This window comes from Metabacillus sp. cB07 (assembly GCF_016839225.1).
GTDB classification, from domain to species: domain Bacteria; phylum Bacillota; class Bacilli; order Bacillales; family Bacillaceae; genus Bacillus_P; species Bacillus_P indicus.
Map to the genome: position 1 here is coordinate 568,721 of NZ_CP069296.1, position 18,921 is coordinate 587,641.

The following is an 18,921-nucleotide window of genomic DNA, read 5'->3' on the forward strand; positions in this document are numbered from 1 at the left end:
AGAATTTCTGGGCGGTTAAATAAAAATGCAGGTTTACGTAGTAGTTATTAATCACTAAGGAGAAATAAATAAATGATTAACCCACTAGAGTCAGCTCTTTTTCTAAATAATTATAGTGTCAATTATAATGGATTTGAAAATAATAACATAATATTATCAATGTTATACTCCAAAGACAATATCATTTTACATTATTTGTTACTTAAACATAAAAACAAAGAAAAATATATGATATGTGGTTTTGATTTCATTAGAGGATCAATTATTCCTGTAGAGATTAGAAGTATAGGTAATGTTCTAAGAAATCTTAGGGATTTCTTAAATAGTGAATATAATACTATGAAAATAGCTGTTGAATTTATTGACGAAATTGTAGAACATTTTGAGAAGAAGAAAATAAAGAAAGGAATTGATACATACAAAGCGTTATCAATTCTGACATCAATACAGCGAAATATAATAAGTGGGAGATGTGAGGCATACAGTAATGGAAAATTATTAAGACCGCATAAATCTTTACTTATATTAAATAGAAATGGATTAGTTTTTGGGGAATTTGAATTTGCAACTAAACAAGATATTATAAAGGATTTGAAAAATATACATCTTTCTGAAGACTTGGTAATTAATTACAGGATAAAAGGTAATTCTATAGAATCAGCAGGTACAATTTATGAAGTGAAAAAAGGTACAAATCGAATTAATATTTTTCTAAGCTCATTTATGCATGAACTAAGTAAAAAGAAGTTAGGTTTCTTTTCTTTTCATAGTCCAGATCCACATTCACCATTTCAGGCAATTCTGAGGAGTTCGGGAATATTAAAAGAACAAATTAATATAGAGGGTTTCGCAAAAAAATATGGTCCATACCTTGTATTGCTTCCCATAGAAAATCTAGTGTTAAGCAATCCTGAATTTGGCTTTGGAGATGTAACCTTTTTAACTAAAGATCAAGCCTTTGATATGTATAAGGGATTTAAGGAGAACTATAATGACAATTTACTTGGTAAGTTTGATACTTTCGCTCAATCAATTGTCGAATCAGATAACGCATATGACGCCTATTTATTAGGTAGAAGCAAAGTACAAGATGCGATTGAAATGGTAATTTTGCTGTCTAAAAATGAAAGAGTGTTTAATTATTACAACTTAGGATTAGAACCAAATGAATGGAATAGATCACGATTATATCAGAATCCTAAATGCTCCTCAGTATATTATGTAGAAAATATCATAGGCTTAGAAAACGTTTTGGGCGATTCTAAAGATACGTGGGAAGATAATTCATTAGGTCTCAATTCTAAGTTAAATAAAATATTTAAAGAATTGGACTGGTTTGAAGAAAAACTGTATAAAAAACATACCGGACAGCATTCAAATTTAGACAAGCAGCTGTTTAATGCATTAAAGTGGTTGAACAGAAGTTGGAAAGCAGAAGATATAGAAGATAAGGTTATATATAGTAATATATCCATGGAATTTTTGGTTGATAAAGTAGAAACTGACCCTTTTTTGCCTGATGATGTTATCAGGGAGTTCAAAAAACTGTTGAAGCAATTACTAAAAGAACAAAGTGATATTTTTACAGAAGAGTATTCAAAAAAAATAAAAGATAAGAGCTTAAGCAAACTAAAAGATCCACCTTTAAAAGTCAAGGTACAAGCCTTGATTCACCAATTGGCTATCCCTATAACTGATGAGGATTTTAGTAAGTTATGGAAGGTCAGAGACTATCGAAATGACCTGGTACATGGAAAGGATGAATTAGAAATAAATCCGGATAATATTTTGATCGCAAATATCCTTTTAGGTGAGTTTATCATTTATAGATTAAAAAGCATGAAAGACGGTGATTAAAATAAATACTTTATTAGCAGCCTATAATTTTGGAAAAAAATTTTCAAAAACCTCTTTTGGAAGGACGTTTTTTCTAAGATATAAAGATATAAAAAGTGAATTATCACCAGAAACATGGTCACTATATCAAAACGCAATGAGGACATGTTCATTTCAGCACTATTTTTGTTTTGGACTTGCCTATAAAAAAATTGAGGCTGCGTGCTCAGAAGATTATAAAGAAAGTTTTGCTGAATTAGAAAATTGTAGCGAGGTACATTCGTTAATTGAGGAAGGGGATAAAATTGGAAGGGATCTGGAGAATTATCTAATTCAAATGTTTGCAAAGCTACCTTTAAGGGATGCTTCGGTCCCCTACCACTCTTTAGATTTATATAGAGATTGGATGAAGATTTTTTATCAATTGCACAGTACCAAATTATTTAGTTACCTGCATCAACATAAAGCTAATATAGAAAATAAACAAGAAAATGTTCAAAAATTTATAGAAACAAAAGAAATAACCCCTTTTTCAAAACATAACAGAGAAATTATTCGAAAATTAGCAATAAATGAAACGGATAAAGATAGCATGTACTCTTTTGAATTCTTTGAAAGTATTAGAAATTTAGTTCTTCAAGTTATTTTTGAAACCCATTTTAATCTCAATTTTCATTTGAACAGGAATGAGATAGTTCATTATAGAGAAAAGGTACGAAATAAATTTCGGGTTTTTTCAACAAAGGTATTTGGTACGGGGGTTTTTAGATATCAAGGAAATTTTATATTATTACTTGAAAACAATGAACTACAAGATATCGGTTTAATTAAAAGAAAAGTAGGAAGAAACATGGATTTGGGTAAAAAATCTGTTTTAACGATTGAGGGCCTATTATATCCAAAAAACGATTATAATCTTTTTGTCCCAGATCTCCCAAATTGATGAATGTCCTTCATCGAAATGCAAGAAAAAATTTGATATGACTTCTCCATCCTTAAATTCAAATCACTCACCAACATTTCATGTATTACCACATACAGTCCAGACATGTGGAATGTGTAGTGCAGCTTACATTAAAAGGACGCCACTAACCCTTAAGGAGTTGTCTCTTTTTTTATTATAATCTTAAAAATGTTATACCTGTATTAAAAAAATGCTGAACAAAATTTAAAATCTTCACTTTTTTATCAGGTAAACATCTTTTAGACATTAAAATCCGTTTTGATATAAATTCTTTCAATAAGTTACTTTTTAATCATAATGTATATCACAAATACACATTGTAAATCCTCTTTTTCTTCTGACTTCCCTTAATCCGAATCAAATTGAATCATTTGAGGATTACAAACGATTTTCCCTTCAGCTAAAGCCACTGGTGAAAAAGCACGTTCAAAACATATTATGTGTCGGTACTGATGTAGTTATGGACTTTCCGGCCAACACTCAAAAGCTGCGAAAATGGTTTTTAAATATGGCTGAAGAGGTTCATGCAGATCATCAGCTGATTTATCTCAACCTGAGTGACGAACAGTGCTTGCGCCAAATTGCTCAAAGACGTAAGGAACAACCCGAACGGGCGGTTTTTGATACGGAAGCGGTGTTTCATCATGTCACAAGTTTCTTCGAAGAGCCAGATGCATCTGAGGGTTTACATGTTATAGAGTTTAGTGGAGGATCTAAAGAGTAGATCGCCCGGCAGACTGATCATGAGCATAATCCGGGTATTTTCGTTTAAACAATGGAATAATGACTCCTATAGAAGAAAAAGAAAAAGAGGTAGAAAATATGATTGCTAAGACAGAAGAAGATTTCAGCGGTTTGAAGGAAATCGGAAAGATTATCGCGTCCATTCGGGATGAGTTGGTTCAAAAAACGGTTCCCGGCATTACGACGAAAGAGCTCGATGATTTGGCCGGGGAGCTTTTTGAGAAAGCAGGGGCCGTTTCAGCACCAAAAGGCGAGTATGATTTTCCCGGGTTTACGTGCATCAGTGTGAACGAAGAGGTGGCACACGGGATTCCGGGTGACCGGGTGATCCAGGAAGGGGATCTCGTGAATATCGATGTGTCTGCTTCCAAGAACGGTTATTTCGCTGATACGGGAATCTCATTTGTAGTGGGAAAAGGAGAAGAAGTCTTAACGAAATTATGTGACGCTGCGAAGAAAGCTTTTGAAGCGGGCCTTGCGAAAGCAAAGCCAGGTTCCAAAAAAAGCAGAATCGGTAAAGCGGTATTCGAAACAGCGCGGCAGCATGGGTTCACCGTTATCAAAAATCTTACAGGACACGGGATCGGCCGTAAGATCCACGAAGCACCTGACCATATTCTCAATTATAATGACCCGTGGGATGATGAGATCCTGAAGGACGGAATGGTCATCGCCTTCGAACCGTTTATCTCCACCTCTGAAGAAGAAGTGTTCCAATTGGATGACGGCTGGACCTTTGCTACGGAAAAGAGCTATGTCGCTCAAGTGGAACATACAATCATCCTGACTAAAAACGGGCCGATTATTTTAACCCTTTAGTGCTGGTTAGAAAACAGAAAAGATAACACCCAGCTTCTTTCAACCGAAGCTTCGGAAGTTTGTTCTAAAACAAGAAGCAGGAACCCGCCAACAGGTTCCTGCTTCTTTTCAATTAATTAAAACAGGAGCGCTCTAAGACCAATCAACCCCGCCCCAAGAAGATTGTAACTTCCGAAGCAAAACAATTTGTCCAATATGATAAGAATCATGCATCATAATACTGCTGATTAAGTGCTCTATGGAGGGCCTGTTCGCAGCATACGGGGCTTTTAGCTTTTCGTCATCCAGTTCCGCGATGACGGTTTTGAATTGATTCATGACTTCATCAAGGCGCTGTAATGTTTGGGCCCAGCCATTTTCGTCTTCCGGATCCCCAGGATCTGCAAAGGTTTCTTCATTATCCTTTATTTTATGCGGGTTTTCAGTGCCCTTGATTCTGTGAATGACGTCATCATTCCAATAAATCAAATGGTTAACAATCTGCCATATTGAATTGCTCTTTCCTGAACCTGTCCATGATGCCTCAGGCGCGGTTACTCCATCAAGCGCCTGCTCCAAGGATGCAAACCAGTCATTTTCGCGCCAATGCATGTCGAGCTGTTCTGAAAAAAGGTTGGTTACCGTTTGCATACATCCATCTCCTCACTGATTGGGGTAATCTACTAAAGGAACAACAGTTTTTCTATTCGGCTAATCCAGCTTATATTCCTGCATCATTGAGCTTAGTGTTATTTGAAATCAACACTAAGCTTTTTCAACCAGATTTACCTGCTCCCATATCTACTTAAACACCCCATCAATCTCCTCCCGGTCATAATCGAGTATCCACTCTTCAAAATCGTGATAAAGCGGGAGCAAATCTTCTTTTCTTGATGCAATGACATCACAGCCCCGGTCATCGTAGAGATGGTAAATCATTTTTCTGGTTGTGTTGATGAAGTAAATGTCTATTCCATTTCTGGGGAACCCTTTTAAGATGTTAGTCGGGTGCCGAAAATCTTCATAGCTGATAGCAGCAAGCAGCGCTTCGTACCTGATGTCGCTCTTTTTACAGGGAAGAATGAAACGGTGTGTGACCATTTCTTCGTCTGAGAAGGCGTCGGGAAGCGTCGTATGCTTCAGGTTTTGCAGCAGCGCTTTGTTTTTGATGTATTTTTGGTACACGTTTGATGGTCTTTTTTGCAGAAACCGGTCGTGCCTTCCGCAGTGAATGTCGGTTATTAAAAGCACGTCATCTCCAACTTGAAACACTTTATTGAATATGCCTGTGCTTCGTTCTTCGATTTGTCGAAGGTTGCGTTTGTCCTCATGTTCGATCCAGGGGATAGCAATTTCAAAGCGTATACCGTATGGAGACGAATAGAAGAGGGGTGGCTCCAGTTTTAGGCTGTTAAAGTATTCGTGCAAAAAATGAGATAGATCGACTTTCATGGTTCCTCCTGGTTAGTACGGATGATGTTTGAAAGTTGAAAACAGCAGGTCGCCCAGGTTGCCGGTATGGACCTGCTATTTTTGAACATTTTGAAGCACGAGATGGCTGGGAACCATCTATGTGCTCCATAATTCTTCGAAACTCTTTACTTAGCACCCATATCTGCTTCATGAAGGATGAGCAGTTTAGTGAATGCGTCTTCCCCGATCAGCTGCTCGACTTCCTTCATTTTCTTTTCCGTGGCATTCATCGGGATCATATGCATTTGGATAAGGTCACTTGTTAGCTGTATGAAGGGTTTGTCGTAGCCCAGAGCCGTGAGCCAGTAGACAGCGAGCTGGGAGGACACGTATTCATGTCCGAGGAAGCTGGCGTATTTCGTCGGCTCTCCCTTGTAGTTGATAAATGACTTGCAGAATCCTTTTCCCGCATCATGAAATAAGGCAGCCCAGAGCAATGGAAGCTTGTCTGTGCCCTGGTCATTCTCCAAGATGGTCTTCCACACATGGTATGTGTGCCTGCTTATGGAAAAGCTGTGGTAGGAAGAATCATGCGGCACATTGTAGATGGAGTGAAAATCAGGTATATAGGAAGCAAGCTGTGTAAAAAGCAGATCATGGTCCGTTTCGGATGTAATGAGTTGCTCTGCAGCTTGTCTGTTTTCTGCGATGCTCTTTTCGCCTGAGACGATGATGACGTCGTTCCAGCCTTCATTTGGTAAAGGGATCTGCATGGACTTGTACATTCGGTCAATGACCTGCTTTGATACTTTGCGCTCGCGACTCGCGTTGCGTGTCAGTACGGTGTCGTAATGTTCATTCACATAGTAGGCAGTTTTCTTTTCGCATTTGATGACATGGCTGATCAGGTGTTTCCGGCGCCTGCGATTCGTATTGGTGGCGTCATAAATGACATTTCCGCCATCTGCAAGGTGAAGGTTGATTCGTTTATGCAGCTCTTCAAAAATATCATCGTTGCGGCTTTGATCATGCACATTGCCAAGCAGTTCTTCTCTGAGCAGGTCAGAGGAAAAGACAGCTGCATCGATTTCTTTTGCGAGCTTCTCAGCATAGGTGGATTTACCGCTTCCGGGTAACCCGATTAGCATATCAAAGGACGGCATTACTCACTCTCTCCTCTATAGCTCAAGTAATTTTTGTAGATGTGTTCCTTGACGGTTTGCTCCGTCAATTTCCCGTCAGCCTGTTTGTATACTAAGTATTTCAGCTCGCGGGGGACATGCTGGTTCACGTAGATGGCAAATGATTTTCTGTCGGAAGAATGATTGCTTGCACTCGTGTGGTGATGGGCAATGCTTTTTGTCAATTCCATGAGCTGACGATCCAGTATTGATTTAAAGCCCTCGATTTCTTTTCGGAATTCTTCAGGCATCTTCAAGATCAATTCTTCTATTTTTCCAAGTGCCCAGTATTCGGTTTTTAATTTATCTGACAGCCCGTACGCAATCTTGTGTATGTCCAGGTAGCTGTTTCCTTTGATTTTCAGCCTCATGCCGTTGGACCATCTGAGGACCCAGCCTTCACTGTTATGGTCCATGGTGTCTTTTAATTTGATGGCTTCTTCAACCGTCAGCTTGATTTGCTCTGTGACCTGCATTCCGAGAGCTGCTCCAAGTTCCTTCAGCTCGGCATAGCTGTAGTCATGGCCTGTAAACCTGTTGACGGCCCCAATGATAATTAAATCGGTCATGCCGTCATAATCGACAACCACCCTCGTAGCAGGATGGATAATTTCCACCAGCAGGGTCACATCAGGCGGAACCTGGACATGAGAGTATGTTTGGTCCCAGATTGTTTGAGCAGCCTTAGCCTGATCGGATTCAAAAGAGCCCCGTGTAGACCAGTAGATTTGACCATTGATTCTGTAGCAAATGCCTAATGACCCGTCATGCTTGACCGTAAATTCCGGCGTTTCAGAAAAAGGGATACTGGACTCTAATTCCGTCATCTCTCCATAGTTGAAAAATTTCGGGAACGGTCTTGCCAGTACTTCGCCTGTTGACTCATCAATGATCAGCCCTCTGCAATGAATGGTGACATCATTCCAGCGTTTTTCGTATGTAGCATGATCCGTATAGTTGAGGATCACGATATGCGGATGCTCCGGATGAAGTCTTCTATTGATAAACCTGCCCTCAACCTCGGGCATGTATTGTTCCTTCGTAAACACGCTCATCTCTCCTTTTCCTTATTTTACTATATAAGTGAGTGAATCTGGTTTTCTTTTTAATAGAGGGAAAAAGGAGGGTAGGATGGATTAAAATAGAATCATAGTTTTTTAGTAGAAAGGAGATGAAGCAATGGCTGATGCCAAGTTGTTTACCGCTATCCATATACCGGGGATCCCGTTTGTTAATGAGATCATTAGGCCGAATAAATTGAAGAAGCACAACTACCAATTGGCAAAAACGAATAAGATAACTGATTCGCTTTTTCATTATCTTTATAAAAAGGATGCAAAAGAACTTCACTGCTACTACTTGATAGCGGATCCGGATGATGCGCTGGAGAGATATCTGTTTGTGGAAAACAATGAGTTATATTATGACTTTCTTTCGCGGTTCCGGGACGGGAAAAGACAGTATGAAGACACCGAAATGGATGCCTATTTGGATGTGGACGATCCGAAAAGTGTTTTGAATCAGCTGAAACGCACTTACAGCAAACAGTTTTATGGAGAGGATGAGCCTATGCCTATGTGCCATATGTATGGCCAGCGGATGTGGCATCACAGTGCCTTCCTGGTTGCCAACGAGACAGCATTACTGGAATTGAGAGAAGCGATTGATACTGCACTGAAACATAAAGAATCAAGGATTGGCTTATTTCCATCAGATGGTGAAGGATACGACATGTACATTAAATGCGTGGAAGATGACTTTGATTGGGCAAAGCTAGAACTGCCTTACCATGATCGGGAGTACTATATTCCTGATGAAGAGGCAGATTGTTCACCGTCTGATGTCTTCAGGAAGTTCAAGTATCAGTTGAGTGACTATAAAGGTTAATGACAAGAACTTTACTATATCCAATTATGGAGGTTTTTCCATGTTCATCATTCACGACAGCAGAATCCTGACCTATCAAGTTGATCTTGAGAACGCGTGCATTGAAATGAAGGCAGTAGATGAATTCGGAAGCAAAGCAATGCTGCTGTTTGACGATGTCTTTGCGTACTACTTTGAAAACCAGCTGCCAGGGAGTATTCTATTTGACATTACTGTAGGTGAAATCAACGATTTTGCTGAAGATCATAAGGAGCTGCTGAATAAAACAAAAGATCATGTATGGCCGATATATTATAGAAATGTAAAGGAATTAACCGATCACATTAAGAAAAACAGGTATACGTATTACATAATAGAATCTTCATACGGATTAAACGGCTGGGTTTTAGCCAGGGGGATGCGTACGGAAGAGTGTTCATCCTGAAATCAACAGCAAAACCCGGGAACGCATTCCCGGGTTTCTTTTATTTCTTTATTAAGAAAAACTGGTCATAAAATCAATCTTCCTAAACGGACTGTGCTTTGAGGCCATCAGTTTAATCAGAGTGCTTTTTTGTGCATTCAGATATTTTTCCTGTTGGTCTTTGCTTTTTTGGACGAATTCGGCTCCTGCTGTGCAGGCTGTCAGGTACTCACGCCAGCTGGTGTACATAGTCTGTGCAAGTCTGACTGCGCGGAGCTCGTAGTATTGCGCTTCTTCCTGAGTAAGGAGGCCGTTCTGTTTTGCGTGTTTTGCAATAAAAAGGGCGTTGGAGAGATCAAGTGCACCGATGCTGTGTTCATTTAAGCGATGCATGTACTTTTTTACGGCTGAGAGCTTTGCCTTCAGTCCTTCTTCATCCTCTCCGGAAATCAGCTCATGGGATTCATTCTCTGAGAGGAACAGAAGGGAGCTTTGAAGGACGTAAAATTCTCTCCTGTTTCCTATTGTTAAAAACCACTCCAGCAGGTCCTTTGCAGTATTTTTGTCTGTGACCCCATAATGCTTCAGATGGTTTCTGGCGGCGCTTTTGCTGAACGGAACATCTGTGAGAAAGAGAGAGTAATAGAAGGTGGGGTAGCTGATCATACACAGCGGTGCCATTGTGTTCATATATTTTTTCTGTTTACGGTTCATAAAGCTGCTCCTCCTTTCTATAAAACCATTTTCCGTACGCGGTTCCACTCTCTCAAAATCGTAATCACAGAATAGATCCATAATACTGCCCAGAACAGCGGCGTCAGGGTGTACTCAAAATAGAGTGATAAATTAATATACTGAAAGAGTGAATAGGCGGCGTATAGGACTTTAAGAATTGGATGATCAAACCAATTCTCTCCGCCAAGAGCCTGCAGTTTGTTGTGGCTCACTAGTAGAAAAATGAAAGCGAAAAAGATCCTCCATTTCAAGTGGCAATACAGAAAAATACGCAGCTTATCTTTAAACGTATCAGGCCTGATCTCTTTCTTAATTTCCTTCTTCGTCAGCGGCTTCCGCTTATAGCTGTTTCGGAACAGAAAATCATTGATTTTAGCCAGATAAACAATGGTCTCTGCATCTTTTCCCTGAATCCTCTCCAGGTGCATAAAGGTTTCACGGGCTTTCTGCCATTCTTCTTTTTGAAAATAGATTCTGCCTAAAAGGCTGAGAGCATCCGGGTGGTCCGGGTGGTCAGAAAGGATTTTCAGGCAGGCTTGTTCCGCCTCTTCATATTTTCCTGTTTTAAATAGCAGCTGTGCAAGTAGCATTCGATTTTTGATGTTTTCAGGCTGAAGCACGCATGCTTTTTTAAAAGCATCAGCCGCTTCTTCAAATCTTCCGCTCCGTTCATAAATCATTCCGGCAATTGTCTGCAGCTGCGGATCATCCTGGAAAATAGACAGGGCCGTATTCACATAGGTTTCTGCTTCTTCCAGCCGGTTTTCAAGGAGTTCATCGAGGGCTTTTTCCCGATTCATCAGATAGAGATCATAGGGAATGTCCTCGATATGTAAAAGTGGCTGATAAGAAAGCGATGGATAGAGCCCTGTATTGTCTTTGAGACGACGCAGAAATTCCTCGGTTTCTTCTTCGCCGAGAAGATACGGGTCCTCCCTCAGCATGTCAGTCCACTGGAAGGTGTCTTCAAGCAGTTTCCAGATGTAATCCGGGAGATAAGGATTCAGCTCGAGAAAGGTCAGGAGCCGTTCACTCAGATAATCTCTTTGTTCCATATCCCACAGTGCATCATCATTGAGGAGTTCAAGCCATTTCTCCTTGTTTATGCGGGAAGGGAAATGCTCATAAATCTGCTCCACCTTCTCCATGAACAAATCGATCGTTGAGCGGGATTCTGTTTCTGTCTCCTGCCATTCTGAAAATGGGAAATGAGACGGGAGGGGAGGGGCAGGTTCTTCCTCCATTTGTACATGTACGCTCTCTTCATAGGCTCTTTCTTCAGCAGGACGTAAGTTTCGGTTTTTCCATGCCTTTTTGACGGTGTCAAAGGCCTCCCGCAGCCTCTGATAACCTTCCGGATCGTCTTCAGGGTGATGGATTTTGAGCTTTGCCGAGTAGGCTTTTTTAATAACGGTCATGTCGTCGGTCGGTTCGATGCCTAATATCTTCCACGCTGAATTCATCGCTGTCTGCTCCAGTTTTCCATCTCTTCCAGGATCTCTTTTAAGCGCGCTGCGGCTGCGCGGATCTTCTGGTCATCCTGTGACGCAAGGATGTGCTCGAACTGTTCCAGGGCAGCGGCTGCAGCTTCCCGTTCGCGTCCAAGTGTTTCTTCATATAACCGTTCGCCCCTTGCGAGAAGGAGCCTGTTTTCCGTCCGGTCTCTCGGATGAATTTTAAGAGCCTTCAGCTCTTCCATTCTTTTTTCCATTTCAAGAGGGGTCATGCTTCCTGCATTTTTTTCAATCATCATGTTTTGTTTGCTGCCGGTGCTGATGGTTGTGACCTCAACCTCAAGCAAGCCGTTTATGTCGTATGTATAGCGCACATCGACAGCTTCTTTTCCCGCAGGCGACTTCGGAATCTGAACGGTCAGTTCGCCGATTTTCAAGTTATTTTCAACGCGTCTGCTTTCTCCCTGATAGATGTCAATGACAATCCGGTCCTGGTTGTCCTTGATCGTGTAGAGGCGTTCGACTCTGCTGACGGGAATCGGCGTATTTCGCTCAATGATCGGAAGGAAATGGCCGGACGTGTAGGAGTCGGCATCATGCTGCTTCACGACATCTGTTCCGAGTGAATAAGGGCACACATCGGTCAGGATGAGTTCGTCCACGGCTTCATTCCGCTCTTTCAGCGCAACCTGGACGGCAGTTCCAAGGACTACTGCTTCATCAGGATGAATCGTCAGGACGGGAAGCTTGCCGAAAATCTTTGTGACAATGCCTTTAATCATCGGAAGTCTTGTGGCTCCGCCAATCAGGATCACAGCGTCAATCTCGTCTGTCTGCAGGTCGGCGTCCCGCAGTGCGCGTTCGATTGGATTTCGAAGTTTCAGCACGAGAGGCTGGGCTATTTTTTCAAAAGTAGTCCTGTCTAAGCTGGTTGAATACTCCTGACCGTTGTGATGAAGCACCATCCGGCCGCGCTGATGATGGCTGCCAAGCTCCCGTTTGCATGTTTCCGCCTGCTTGAACAGGACAGACTGCGCCCGTGCATCCAGGTCATCTGCCGCAAGCTTGTGGTCGTTCAAAAAATAGTGCATGAGCAGGTGCGTAAAGTCCTCGCCGCCGAGAAAATTGTCTCCTGCAATAGATTTAACCTCCATGACTCCTTCAAAAAGCTCAAGAATCGATACGTCAAACGTTCCGCCCCCAAGGTCAAATACGAGGAAGCGGGTGTCCTCATTCTGCTGGTGAAAGCCGTATGCGATGGCTGCAGCTGTAGGCTCGCTGATCAGACGGTCAACCGTAAGACCTGCAAGCTCGGCTGCACGCTTTGTCGCTTTTCGCTGCTGGTCATTAAAATAGGCAGGAACACTGATGACGGCATGCGTGATTTCTTCGTTCAAAAACGTTTCTGCATCTCTTTTTAAAGACTGAAGAACGAAAGAGGACAATTCCTCAGGAGACAAATGATAGGTTCCGAGATGATAGGTTTTAGCCGTTCCCATATAACGCTTAAAAGCGGATGCTGTAAGGTGGGGATGTGAAATTTGGCGCTCTTTTGCAATTTCGCCGACGAGGATTTCGCCGTTGTCATCAATGCTGACAATGGATGGAGTCAAATTGCTGCCGAGTACATTTGGAATAGTTTTTGGCCCTTCTTCAGACCAAAACGCTGCAAGACTGTTGGATGTGCCCAGGTCGATGCCAATGACAGTCATTCTGTTCTCTCCTCTATGAAAAGTTCTATTTATGGAGTCTATTATATAAGCTGGAAAAGAAAAGTTAAAACAATAACTGGTAAATTTCAGGATATTCTTGCAGGCGGAAGAACAGGAGCTGTTTTTCCCTCAGCCGAAATGGTATATAATAAGAAAATGCGTCTTTCTTACTGAAAGACGGACTTCAGATACGAAAAGGTGAAAACAAATGAACAGCACATGGTCAATGCTTGAAGAAGCAAAACCATTTTTAAAGGAAGCCTGGGAAAAGGCTTCGTATACAACTCCAACAGCTATCCAGGAAAAGGCGGTTCCTGCCATTTTGGACGGACGCGACGTGATTGCAGAATCACCGACGGGAACTGGCAAAACGCTTGCTTATTTGCTGCCTGTCCTGCAGCGCATCAACCCTGAGAGCAAAAACATCCAGACACTGATCATGGCGTCTTCAAGGGAACTGGTCATGCAAATCCATGAAGAGATTCAAAAGTGGTCAGCGGGAAGCGGGATTCTAGGCGCAAGCTTCATCGGCGGAGCCAATGTGAAACGACAGCTTGAGAAGCTGAAGAAGCGCCCGCAGATTATTGTCGGTACACCGGGCCGTGTTTACGAACTGATCAATCAGAAAAAAATCAAAATGCATGAAGTAAAGACGATTGTCCTTGATGAAGGCGATCAGCTGCTGCAGCCGGAGCATCTTTCGAACATCAAAAACATCATTAAAACAACATTGAAAGACAGACAGCTTCTTCTTTTCTCGGCGACTCTTCCTGAAAAGACGGAAGCAGAAGCAAAAAAGCTGATGCAAAATCCGGAGCTGATTAAAATCAGCCGCGGAGAAGCCGTTCAGTCTGATGTTGAACATATTTATTTTTCATCCGAACAGCGCGACAAAATTGATCTTCTTCAAAAGCTTTCAAGAGTGGAAGGGACAAAAGCGATTGCATTCGTGAAGGATATCGGAAATGCAGCGGTCCTTGCTGAAAAGCTGATGTATAAGGGCATTGAGCTCGGCATCCTGCACGGCGACTCTTCAAAACGCGAGCGCGAACTTGCGATGAAGAGCTTCCGAACAGGGGAGATCTCCATGCTGCTTGCAACAGATGTTGCCGCACGCGGCCTTGATATTGAAGGTGTGACGCATGTCATTCACTATGACCTGCCGGAAACGTCTGAACAATATGTTCACCGCTCAGGCCGTACGGGAAGAAACGGTGCCAGCGGAACGGTCGTATCTCTCGTGACAGAACGTGAAGAACGCGAATTAAAGCAACTGTGCCGCAACCTCAAAATTGAGCTGCACAAAAAGCGTTTTTACCACGGGGAAGTTGTGGATTCAAAGTGAGTTAAGTGAAGGTCCTGCACTTAGTGCGGGGCTTTTTCAGTTGATGTTACATTATACAGCTATAAAAAAGAAAAAGCCGCCGGGAAGGCAGCTTTGCACATATCATGGGGCCAATCTTGGATGTATTTTTAAAGTGTGTATATCTTGAAGAAACTATTCATGATTATCCACAATGGGATAAAAGAGGCATGTACGAAGATATCCACAGATGATTTACGTTTCGAAACAATAATGTAAAGCGTTTACACGACTTATGCACATTATCAACAGTTTAAACACAGACTTTCCGTGAAATCTGTGGACTGTGGGAATAAGGTGAATAGAGGGGATGTTCATGCCGGAAAGATATTATTCACATTATCAACAGGTGTGTGGATAACTTTATCCCCACTTGAAAGCCAGTGACGGAAGAACCATCACTGGCTGATTTTTTTCTGCTATAATGATTTTCCCTGACGCTGATCGGCAGCTTTGGCTCTAGCCTGAGCTTCTTTGTCTGCACTGTCTGCGAGTTCAGCTGAATATTCCTCGTAAACACCGTCAGCTTCTTTTTTTAAGTTTTTCGGTACTTGAGGCAAGTTGCTCTTGTTTTTGGACTGCTGGCTGTTTGATCTTCCCATGATAAAAGCCCCCCTAAAAAAGTTGAACGAAATGTTCTTTTTTAGTGTGGATTATTTGGGAGGACTTATGCTGGTAGTTGCTGACTTTAGGCGTTAAGCTCACTTGCGGTGAAGCGGTTATTAGTTTTTGTGCTCGTTAAGAACACTTTCCAGTGAACAATCATGAAAGTTTGTGTTGCTAACTCAGGTTAAGAACACTTTCCAATGAACCATCAGCAAAGTTTGTGCTGCAAACTCAGGTTTAGAACACTTTCCAGTGAGCGATCATGAGAGTTTGTGTTACTAACTCAGTTTAAGAACACTTTCCAATAAACAAACAAGAAAGTTTGTGCTCCAAACCCAACTTAAGCGCACTTTCCATAAAGCAATCAACAAAGAAAATGCTGCAAACCAAGGTTCACAGCACTTTCCAAAAATATTTACCAAAGTTAATGCTCCTGCCTCAACGTCCGCTCTTACTGCCTATGTACCCGCCCGCGCGGTCCGCCATTTTAAATTCACGTGAATAGGTTACTTCCTGTGCGCCGCTTAGAGAGTTGCGTGTTTTTTCGCGTTTTCTTTTGTCCGACATGCTTTTTCACCCCTTCGAATTTGTGTCACATCTATTTTCGTCATCCCGGCAAAATCTCATACAAAAAAACCTGCTTTGTACCAGCAGGTTTTTAGGCTTTTCTTATTTTAGGCTTCCTTAAGATGCTGTTCCTCTGTTTCTGCAGCGGTGCGCACCGTATAGAAGGTGTAAAGGTCTTTTGAAATTTCGTAAAGGTTATAGATATCTTCACCCTGATTGATCTCATCAAGGAGTGGTTTTCGTGTTTCGTTCGCGTTGACAACGTACGGCAGTTTTTCGGCTGCTTTTGTTGAGCGGACGTTTTTCTTGCGGATGCGAAGGAAAATCCGATCGATGCCAAGATCAAAAAAGAGTTCATTAAAGAAGGCATCTTTTGCTGCCTGGTTATAGCCTTTTCCGTGGTATGGTTTCCCGAGCCATGTGCCGAGAAATCCTGCGTTGTCCTGGATGTCAAACAGACTGATCGTTCCGATTGGAGAGCCCCATTCATCAAGAATGGTACGTGAAATTAATTCCCCGCGCTCTTCTGCTTCAATTGTCTGTTTGGTTAAAAAAAGATATTCATCAATTGATGCTGCTTTGTGGCGCACAAATGGGAAGACATCAGGGTGGATCATATGATCATATAGCGGCTGACTGTCATGAATATCACGTTTTTTAAGCATTTGCTGTCCCTCCAACCAGAGGGCAGACTTACAGACTTGTCGTGTGAAAGTCCCACCCTCGAAATTTTTTAAATTAGCCAAAAAATTTCGGGGTGGGAATCGAACCCACTAGGACCAGTTTACTGGTGGCGCACCATTTGCCTTCCCACGCAATTGCATCATTCGGTTTTTAGTAATTAATGTCCAGCTGCAGCGCTCGGTCTCCTCTGTCGGAAAAAATCTCGACTTTCTTATCTGACTGCCGGAGAAAAACGGGCTCTTCCGCTTTTCTAGTTTATTACTCTTTCCTCAAGTATCATACTCGATTTTTTTTCAAAATGGAACAATTTTTTTTGTTAATTTTATGTGAATTTGAGCACATTTTTTGAGACTGAGAAAGCGCTGTTTTTCAAGAGGGAAATTCAGGTTTTTTGATAGACTATTTTCCCGTTTATCATTGTCAGCCCGGGCTTTGCGAGGTAGTGGAACGGGTGGTGGTTCCACAGAACGATGTCAGCGTCTTTTCCCGGTTCAAGGCTTCCGACAAGGTGGTCGATCATCAGGTTTTTGGCAGCGGTAATCGTGATGGATTCAAGAGCGAGTTTTTCGTCAAAACCTTCCCTTACGGCGATGGATGCGACCACGTTCAAATACTGGATCGGGGTGTAGGGGTGGTCCGTCGTGATGGAGACTTCTACCCCCCGGTCAGCGAGTGCCTGATACGTTTCCCAGCTTTTGTTTTTGAGTTCGATTTTTGATTTGCGGGTAAGGGTCGGGCCTACGCTTACTTTGATGTTTTTACCGATAAATTCATCTGCGATCAGATGGCCCTCTGTACAATGTTCAATCCTGAAATCAAGGTCGAATTCTTCTGCAAACCGTATTGCAGACAGGATGTCATCTGCTCTGTGTGCGTGAATGCGGACTGGGATTTCACGGTTCAGCACTTTTTTAATGGGGATGGATCTGAAGTCATCGCAGTCATTCATGCTGCATTTGGCTTTATAAAAAGCTTCCCTGAGCATGCCCATGATGCCCATTCTTGTAATGGAATCCTTATTGCCGTGGCTGTGAATGCGCTTCGGGTTTTCGCCCAAAGCAATTTTAAGAGCAGCCGTTTCCACCACGAGCATGTCTTTGATATTGATGCCGTGGGTTTTGATGACGGATGTTGTTCCGCCGATTACGTTTGCGCTGCCCGGCATGACGTGGACGGTTGTTATGCCGTACCTGACTGCATCTTTAAAGCCCTGATCAAGGGGATGCACGCCGTCGAGTGCACGAATGTGCGGAGAGAGCACTTCAATGGTTTCATTCGCATCATTGCCTGCCCAGCCTGTTCCTTCATCATACAGACCAAGGTGTGTATGAACATCGATAAAGCCGGGGAAAAGAAACTGCTCCCCGCATTCAATGATGGCTGCATCAGGCGGGGCAGGGAGGTTCTTGCCGATTGCTTTGATTTTGCCTCCTGTCACGAGCAGATCTGATTGATAGAGCGTTTTTGACGTTATGGGATAAATGGTTGCATTCCTGAATAAAAAGCTGTCCATGGCAAACTCCTATTCTGAGTGACCTATCTTGATTTTAATAAGTCTGACAAAGCATCCTCGAGTAATGGAAATGTAAAAGTAAAGCCGTTTTCTGCCGCTGCTTTTGGAATGACACGCTGTCCTTCAAGGACAAGGATGCTTCGCTCCCCAAGCGCCATTTTCAGGGCAAATCCCGGAGCCGGAATCCAGTGTGGGCGGTTCATCACTTTCGCCGCCGTTTTTCCGAATTCCTTCATCTGTACCGGATTTGGCGAAACGGCATTCACGGGGCCTTCTATTGTACTGTCTTTCATCACGAAATGTATAAGTCTCACTACATCATGTATATGAACCCATGACATCCATTGTGTGCCTGAGCCCACTGTCCCTCCCGCAAATAATTTATATGGAAGGAGAATGGCAGGAAGAGCCCCTTTGTCACCGAGAATGATCCCGAAGCGGACAAAAACGGTGCGGACCCCAAGTTTTCCGATTTCCGCTGCTTCCTGCTCCCATTTCATGACGGTCTCTGACAGAAAATCAGTAGCTCCAGGTGCGGATTCTTCCGTGAAGGTCTCGGTTTCCGACGTTCCGTAAATGCCGACAGCGCTAGCGTTTACATGGACTTCAGGTTTTTTCTGAAGGCTGTCAATGATTCTGTAAACTTCACGGGTTGTTTTAATTCTGCTTTCGACGATTTCTTTTTTATTTTCCTCCGTCCATCTGTCGTTGATGGATTTGCCTGCAAGATTGATAAAGGCATCAATGCCCTCGAGTTCTTTTTCAGGAGCAGCGCCGTCTGTCATCCATTCAACAAAGCGGACGCCGCTTTTATCGCTTTCTTTTTTCGATCTCGTTAAAATCAGCACTTCGTTTCCGTTATCTGCGAGAAAGGCCGAGAGCTCGTTTCCGACAAAGCCCGTTCCGCCTGCGATTGCTATTTTCACGGTCATCACTCCTTGTTATTCTCTTTCCTTATAATTCAGCACTCAAACCCCAATAATCCTTTTTAATATGCTCTGCTCCAGAAAGTTTTTTGACCGATGTGCACCAGTTCTTTTTAAAAGGTGCAAAAAGGGAAA

At 42.4% G+C, this 18,921-nt stretch carries 19 protein-coding genes; 7 read left to right on the plus strand and 12 right to left on the minus strand.

Features of this window, described 5'->3' with window-relative positions:
- The first annotated feature begins 72 nt into the window (after positions 1-72).
- From JOJ89_RS02945 to map, 4 genes are all read left to right on the plus strand, one after another.
- Positions 73-1,857, plus strand: coding sequence for a hypothetical protein (locus JOJ89_RS02945; RefSeq protein ID WP_203289538.1), 1,785 nt, complete (start codon positions 73-75; stop codon positions 1,855-1,857).
- Positions 1,850-2,779, plus strand: coding sequence for a hypothetical protein (locus JOJ89_RS02950; RefSeq protein WP_203289539.1), 930 nt, complete (start codon positions 1,850-1,852; stop codon positions 2,777-2,779). The genes JOJ89_RS02945 and JOJ89_RS02950 overlap by 8 nt, the downstream gene beginning before the upstream one ends.
- 358 nt (positions 2,780-3,137) lie before the next feature.
- Positions 3,138-3,524: a P-loop nucleotide/nucleoside kinase family protein gene (locus JOJ89_RS02955; RefSeq protein ID WP_277987881.1), complete on the plus strand. Its 387-nt coding sequence runs from the start codon at positions 3,138-3,140 to the stop codon at positions 3,522-3,524.
- Positions 3,525-3,622: 98 nt separating this feature from the next.
- A complete protein-coding gene (gene map / locus JOJ89_RS02960; protein ID WP_203289540.1) occupies positions 3,623-4,363 on the plus strand; it encodes a type I methionyl aminopeptidase in 741 nt (246 codons plus the stop codon).
- 132 nt (positions 4,364-4,495) lie between these two features.
- On the opposite strand, the gene JOJ89_RS02965 is transcribed toward map, so the two are convergent.
- The 4 genes from JOJ89_RS02965 to JOJ89_RS02980 form a co-directional block, all read right to left on the minus strand.
- On the minus strand, positions 4,496-4,993 hold the full coding sequence (locus JOJ89_RS02965; RefSeq protein WP_203289541.1) for a DinB family protein: 498 nt from the start codon (positions 4,991-4,993) through the stop codon (positions 4,496-4,498).
- 150 nt (positions 4,994-5,143) lie between these two features.
- Complete coding sequence (locus JOJ89_RS02970; protein WP_203289542.1) at positions 5,144-5,794, minus strand: DUF3885 domain-containing protein; 651 nt, start codon at positions 5,792-5,794, stop codon at positions 5,144-5,146.
- Positions 5,795-5,940: 146 nt separating this feature from the next.
- A complete protein-coding gene (locus JOJ89_RS02975; protein WP_203289543.1) occupies positions 5,941-6,918 on the minus strand; it encodes an ATP-binding protein in 978 nt (325 codons plus the stop codon).
- A complete protein-coding gene (locus tag JOJ89_RS02980) occupies positions 6,918-7,985 on the minus strand; it encodes an RNA ligase (RefSeq protein WP_203289544.1) in 1,068 nt (355 codons plus the stop codon). The genes JOJ89_RS02975 and JOJ89_RS02980 overlap by 1 nt, the downstream gene beginning before the upstream one ends.
- A 130-nt stretch (positions 7,986-8,115) precedes the next feature.
- Here JOJ89_RS02980 and JOJ89_RS02985 point away from each other — a divergent pair, with 130 nt between their 5' ends.
- Together JOJ89_RS02985 and JOJ89_RS02990 are read left to right on the plus strand one after the other, a co-directional pair.
- A complete protein-coding gene (locus JOJ89_RS02985) occupies positions 8,116-8,823 on the plus strand; it encodes a hypothetical protein (RefSeq protein ID WP_203289545.1) in 708 nt (235 codons plus the stop codon).
- Positions 8,824-8,863: 40 nt separating this feature from the next.
- Positions 8,864-9,247 (plus strand): hypothetical protein, encoded by a 384-nt coding sequence (locus JOJ89_RS02990; protein WP_203289546.1) that lies wholly within the window; start codon positions 8,864-8,866, stop codon positions 9,245-9,247.
- Positions 9,248-9,298: 51 nt separating this feature from the next.
- On the opposite strand, the gene JOJ89_RS02995 is transcribed toward JOJ89_RS02990, so the two are convergent.
- Genes JOJ89_RS02995 through JOJ89_RS03005 form a run of 3 tightly spaced genes read right to left on the minus strand, consistent with a single transcriptional unit; the run spans position 9,299 to position 13,127 of the window.
- Entirely contained in the window at positions 9,299-9,940 is a 642-nt protein-coding gene (locus JOJ89_RS02995; RefSeq protein ID WP_203289547.1) for a DUF1266 domain-containing protein, read from the minus strand.
- Positions 9,941-9,957: 17 nt separating this feature from the next.
- On the minus strand, positions 9,958-11,424 hold the full coding sequence (locus JOJ89_RS03000) for a J domain-containing protein (protein ID WP_203289548.1): 1,467 nt from the start codon (positions 11,422-11,424) through the stop codon (positions 9,958-9,960).
- Entirely contained in the window at positions 11,421-13,127 is a 1,707-nt protein-coding gene (locus tag JOJ89_RS03005) for a molecular chaperone HscC (protein WP_203289549.1), read from the minus strand. Before JOJ89_RS03005 ends, JOJ89_RS03000 begins: the two co-directional genes overlap by 4 nt.
- A gap of 208 nt (positions 13,128-13,335) precedes the next feature.
- Between JOJ89_RS03005 and JOJ89_RS03010 the strand changes: the two genes are divergently transcribed.
- Positions 13,336-14,472 carry a DEAD/DEAH box helicase gene (locus tag JOJ89_RS03010; protein ID WP_203289550.1) on the plus strand — a complete coding sequence of 379 codons (1,137 nt, stop codon included), beginning with the start codon at positions 13,336-13,338 and terminating at the stop codon, positions 14,470-14,472.
- A gap of 437 nt (positions 14,473-14,909) precedes the next feature.
- On the opposite strand, the gene JOJ89_RS03015 is transcribed toward JOJ89_RS03010, so the two are convergent.
- From JOJ89_RS03015 to JOJ89_RS03035, 5 genes are all read right to left on the minus strand, one after another.
- Entirely contained in the window at positions 14,910-15,092 is a 183-nt protein-coding gene (locus JOJ89_RS03015; RefSeq protein WP_203289551.1) for a YfhD family protein, read from the minus strand.
- 442 nt (positions 15,093-15,534) lie between these two features.
- Complete coding sequence (locus tag JOJ89_RS03020; RefSeq protein ID WP_081414248.1) at positions 15,535-15,663, minus strand: YfhE family protein; 129 nt, start codon at positions 15,661-15,663, stop codon at positions 15,535-15,537.
- A gap of 107 nt (positions 15,664-15,770) precedes the next feature.
- A complete protein-coding gene (locus tag JOJ89_RS03025) occupies positions 15,771-16,328 on the minus strand; it encodes a GNAT family N-acetyltransferase (protein WP_203289552.1) in 558 nt (185 codons plus the stop codon).
- A 401-nt stretch (positions 16,329-16,729) separates the two neighbouring features.
- Positions 16,730-17,860: an amidohydrolase gene (locus JOJ89_RS03030; RefSeq protein WP_203289553.1), complete on the minus strand. Its 1,131-nt coding sequence runs from the start codon at positions 17,858-17,860 to the stop codon at positions 16,730-16,732.
- A 23-nt stretch (positions 17,861-17,883) separates the two neighbouring features.
- Positions 17,884-18,786, minus strand: coding sequence for a TIGR01777 family oxidoreductase (locus tag JOJ89_RS03035; RefSeq protein ID WP_203289554.1), 903 nt, complete (start codon positions 18,784-18,786; stop codon positions 17,884-17,886).
- Positions 18,787-18,921 lie beyond the last annotated feature (135 nt).

What these genes read in the sequence shown, in the direction of transcription:
- JOJ89_RS02975 (WP_203289543.1), bottom strand. Translation starts at nt 6,918, where the DNA reads ATGCCGTCCTTTGATATGCTAATCGGGTTACCCGGAAGCGGTAAATCC.
- JOJ89_RS03025 (WP_203289552.1), bottom strand. Translation starts at nt 16,328, where the DNA reads ATGCTTAAAAAACGTGATATTCATGACAGTCAGCCGCTATATGATCAT.
- JOJ89_RS03005 (WP_203289549.1), bottom strand. Translation starts at nt 13,127, where the DNA reads ATGACTGTCATTGGCATCGACCTGGGCACATCCAACAGTCTTGCAGCG.
- map (WP_203289540.1), top strand. Translation starts at nt 3,623, where the DNA reads ATGATTGCTAAGACAGAAGAAGATTTCAGCGGTTTGAAGGAAATCGGA.
- JOJ89_RS03015 (WP_203289551.1), bottom strand. Translation starts at nt 15,092, where the DNA reads ATGGGAAGATCAAACAGCCAGCAGTCCAAAAACAAGAGCAACTTGCCT.
- JOJ89_RS03010 (WP_203289550.1), top strand. Translation starts at nt 13,336, where the DNA reads ATGAACAGCACATGGTCAATGCTTGAAGAAGCAAAACCATTTTTAAAG.
- JOJ89_RS02970 (WP_203289542.1), bottom strand. Translation starts at nt 5,794, where the DNA reads ATGAAAGTCGATCTATCTCATTTTTTGCACGAATACTTTAACAGCCTA.
- JOJ89_RS02990 (WP_203289546.1), top strand. Translation starts at nt 8,864, where the DNA reads ATGTTCATCATTCACGACAGCAGAATCCTGACCTATCAAGTTGATCTT.
- JOJ89_RS03030 (WP_203289553.1), bottom strand. Translation starts at nt 17,860, where the DNA reads ATGGACAGCTTTTTATTCAGGAATGCAACCATTTATCCCATAACGTCA.
- JOJ89_RS02995 (WP_203289547.1), bottom strand. Translation starts at nt 9,940, where the DNA reads ATGAACCGTAAACAGAAAAAATATATGAACACAATGGCACCGCTGTGT.
- JOJ89_RS02985 (WP_203289545.1), top strand. Translation starts at nt 8,116, where the DNA reads ATGGCTGATGCCAAGTTGTTTACCGCTATCCATATACCGGGGATCCCG.
- JOJ89_RS02945 (WP_203289538.1), top strand. Translation starts at nt 73, where the DNA reads ATGATTAACCCACTAGAGTCAGCTCTTTTTCTAAATAATTATAGTGTC.
- JOJ89_RS03000 (WP_203289548.1), bottom strand. Translation starts at nt 11,424, where the DNA reads ATGAATTCAGCGTGGAAGATATTAGGCATCGAACCGACCGACGACATG.
- JOJ89_RS02965 (WP_203289541.1), bottom strand. Translation starts at nt 4,993, where the DNA reads ATGCAAACGGTAACCAACCTTTTTTCAGAACAGCTCGACATGCATTGG.
- JOJ89_RS03020 (WP_081414248.1), bottom strand. Translation starts at nt 15,663, where the DNA reads ATGTCGGACAAAAGAAAACGCGAAAAAACACGCAACTCTCTAAGCGGC.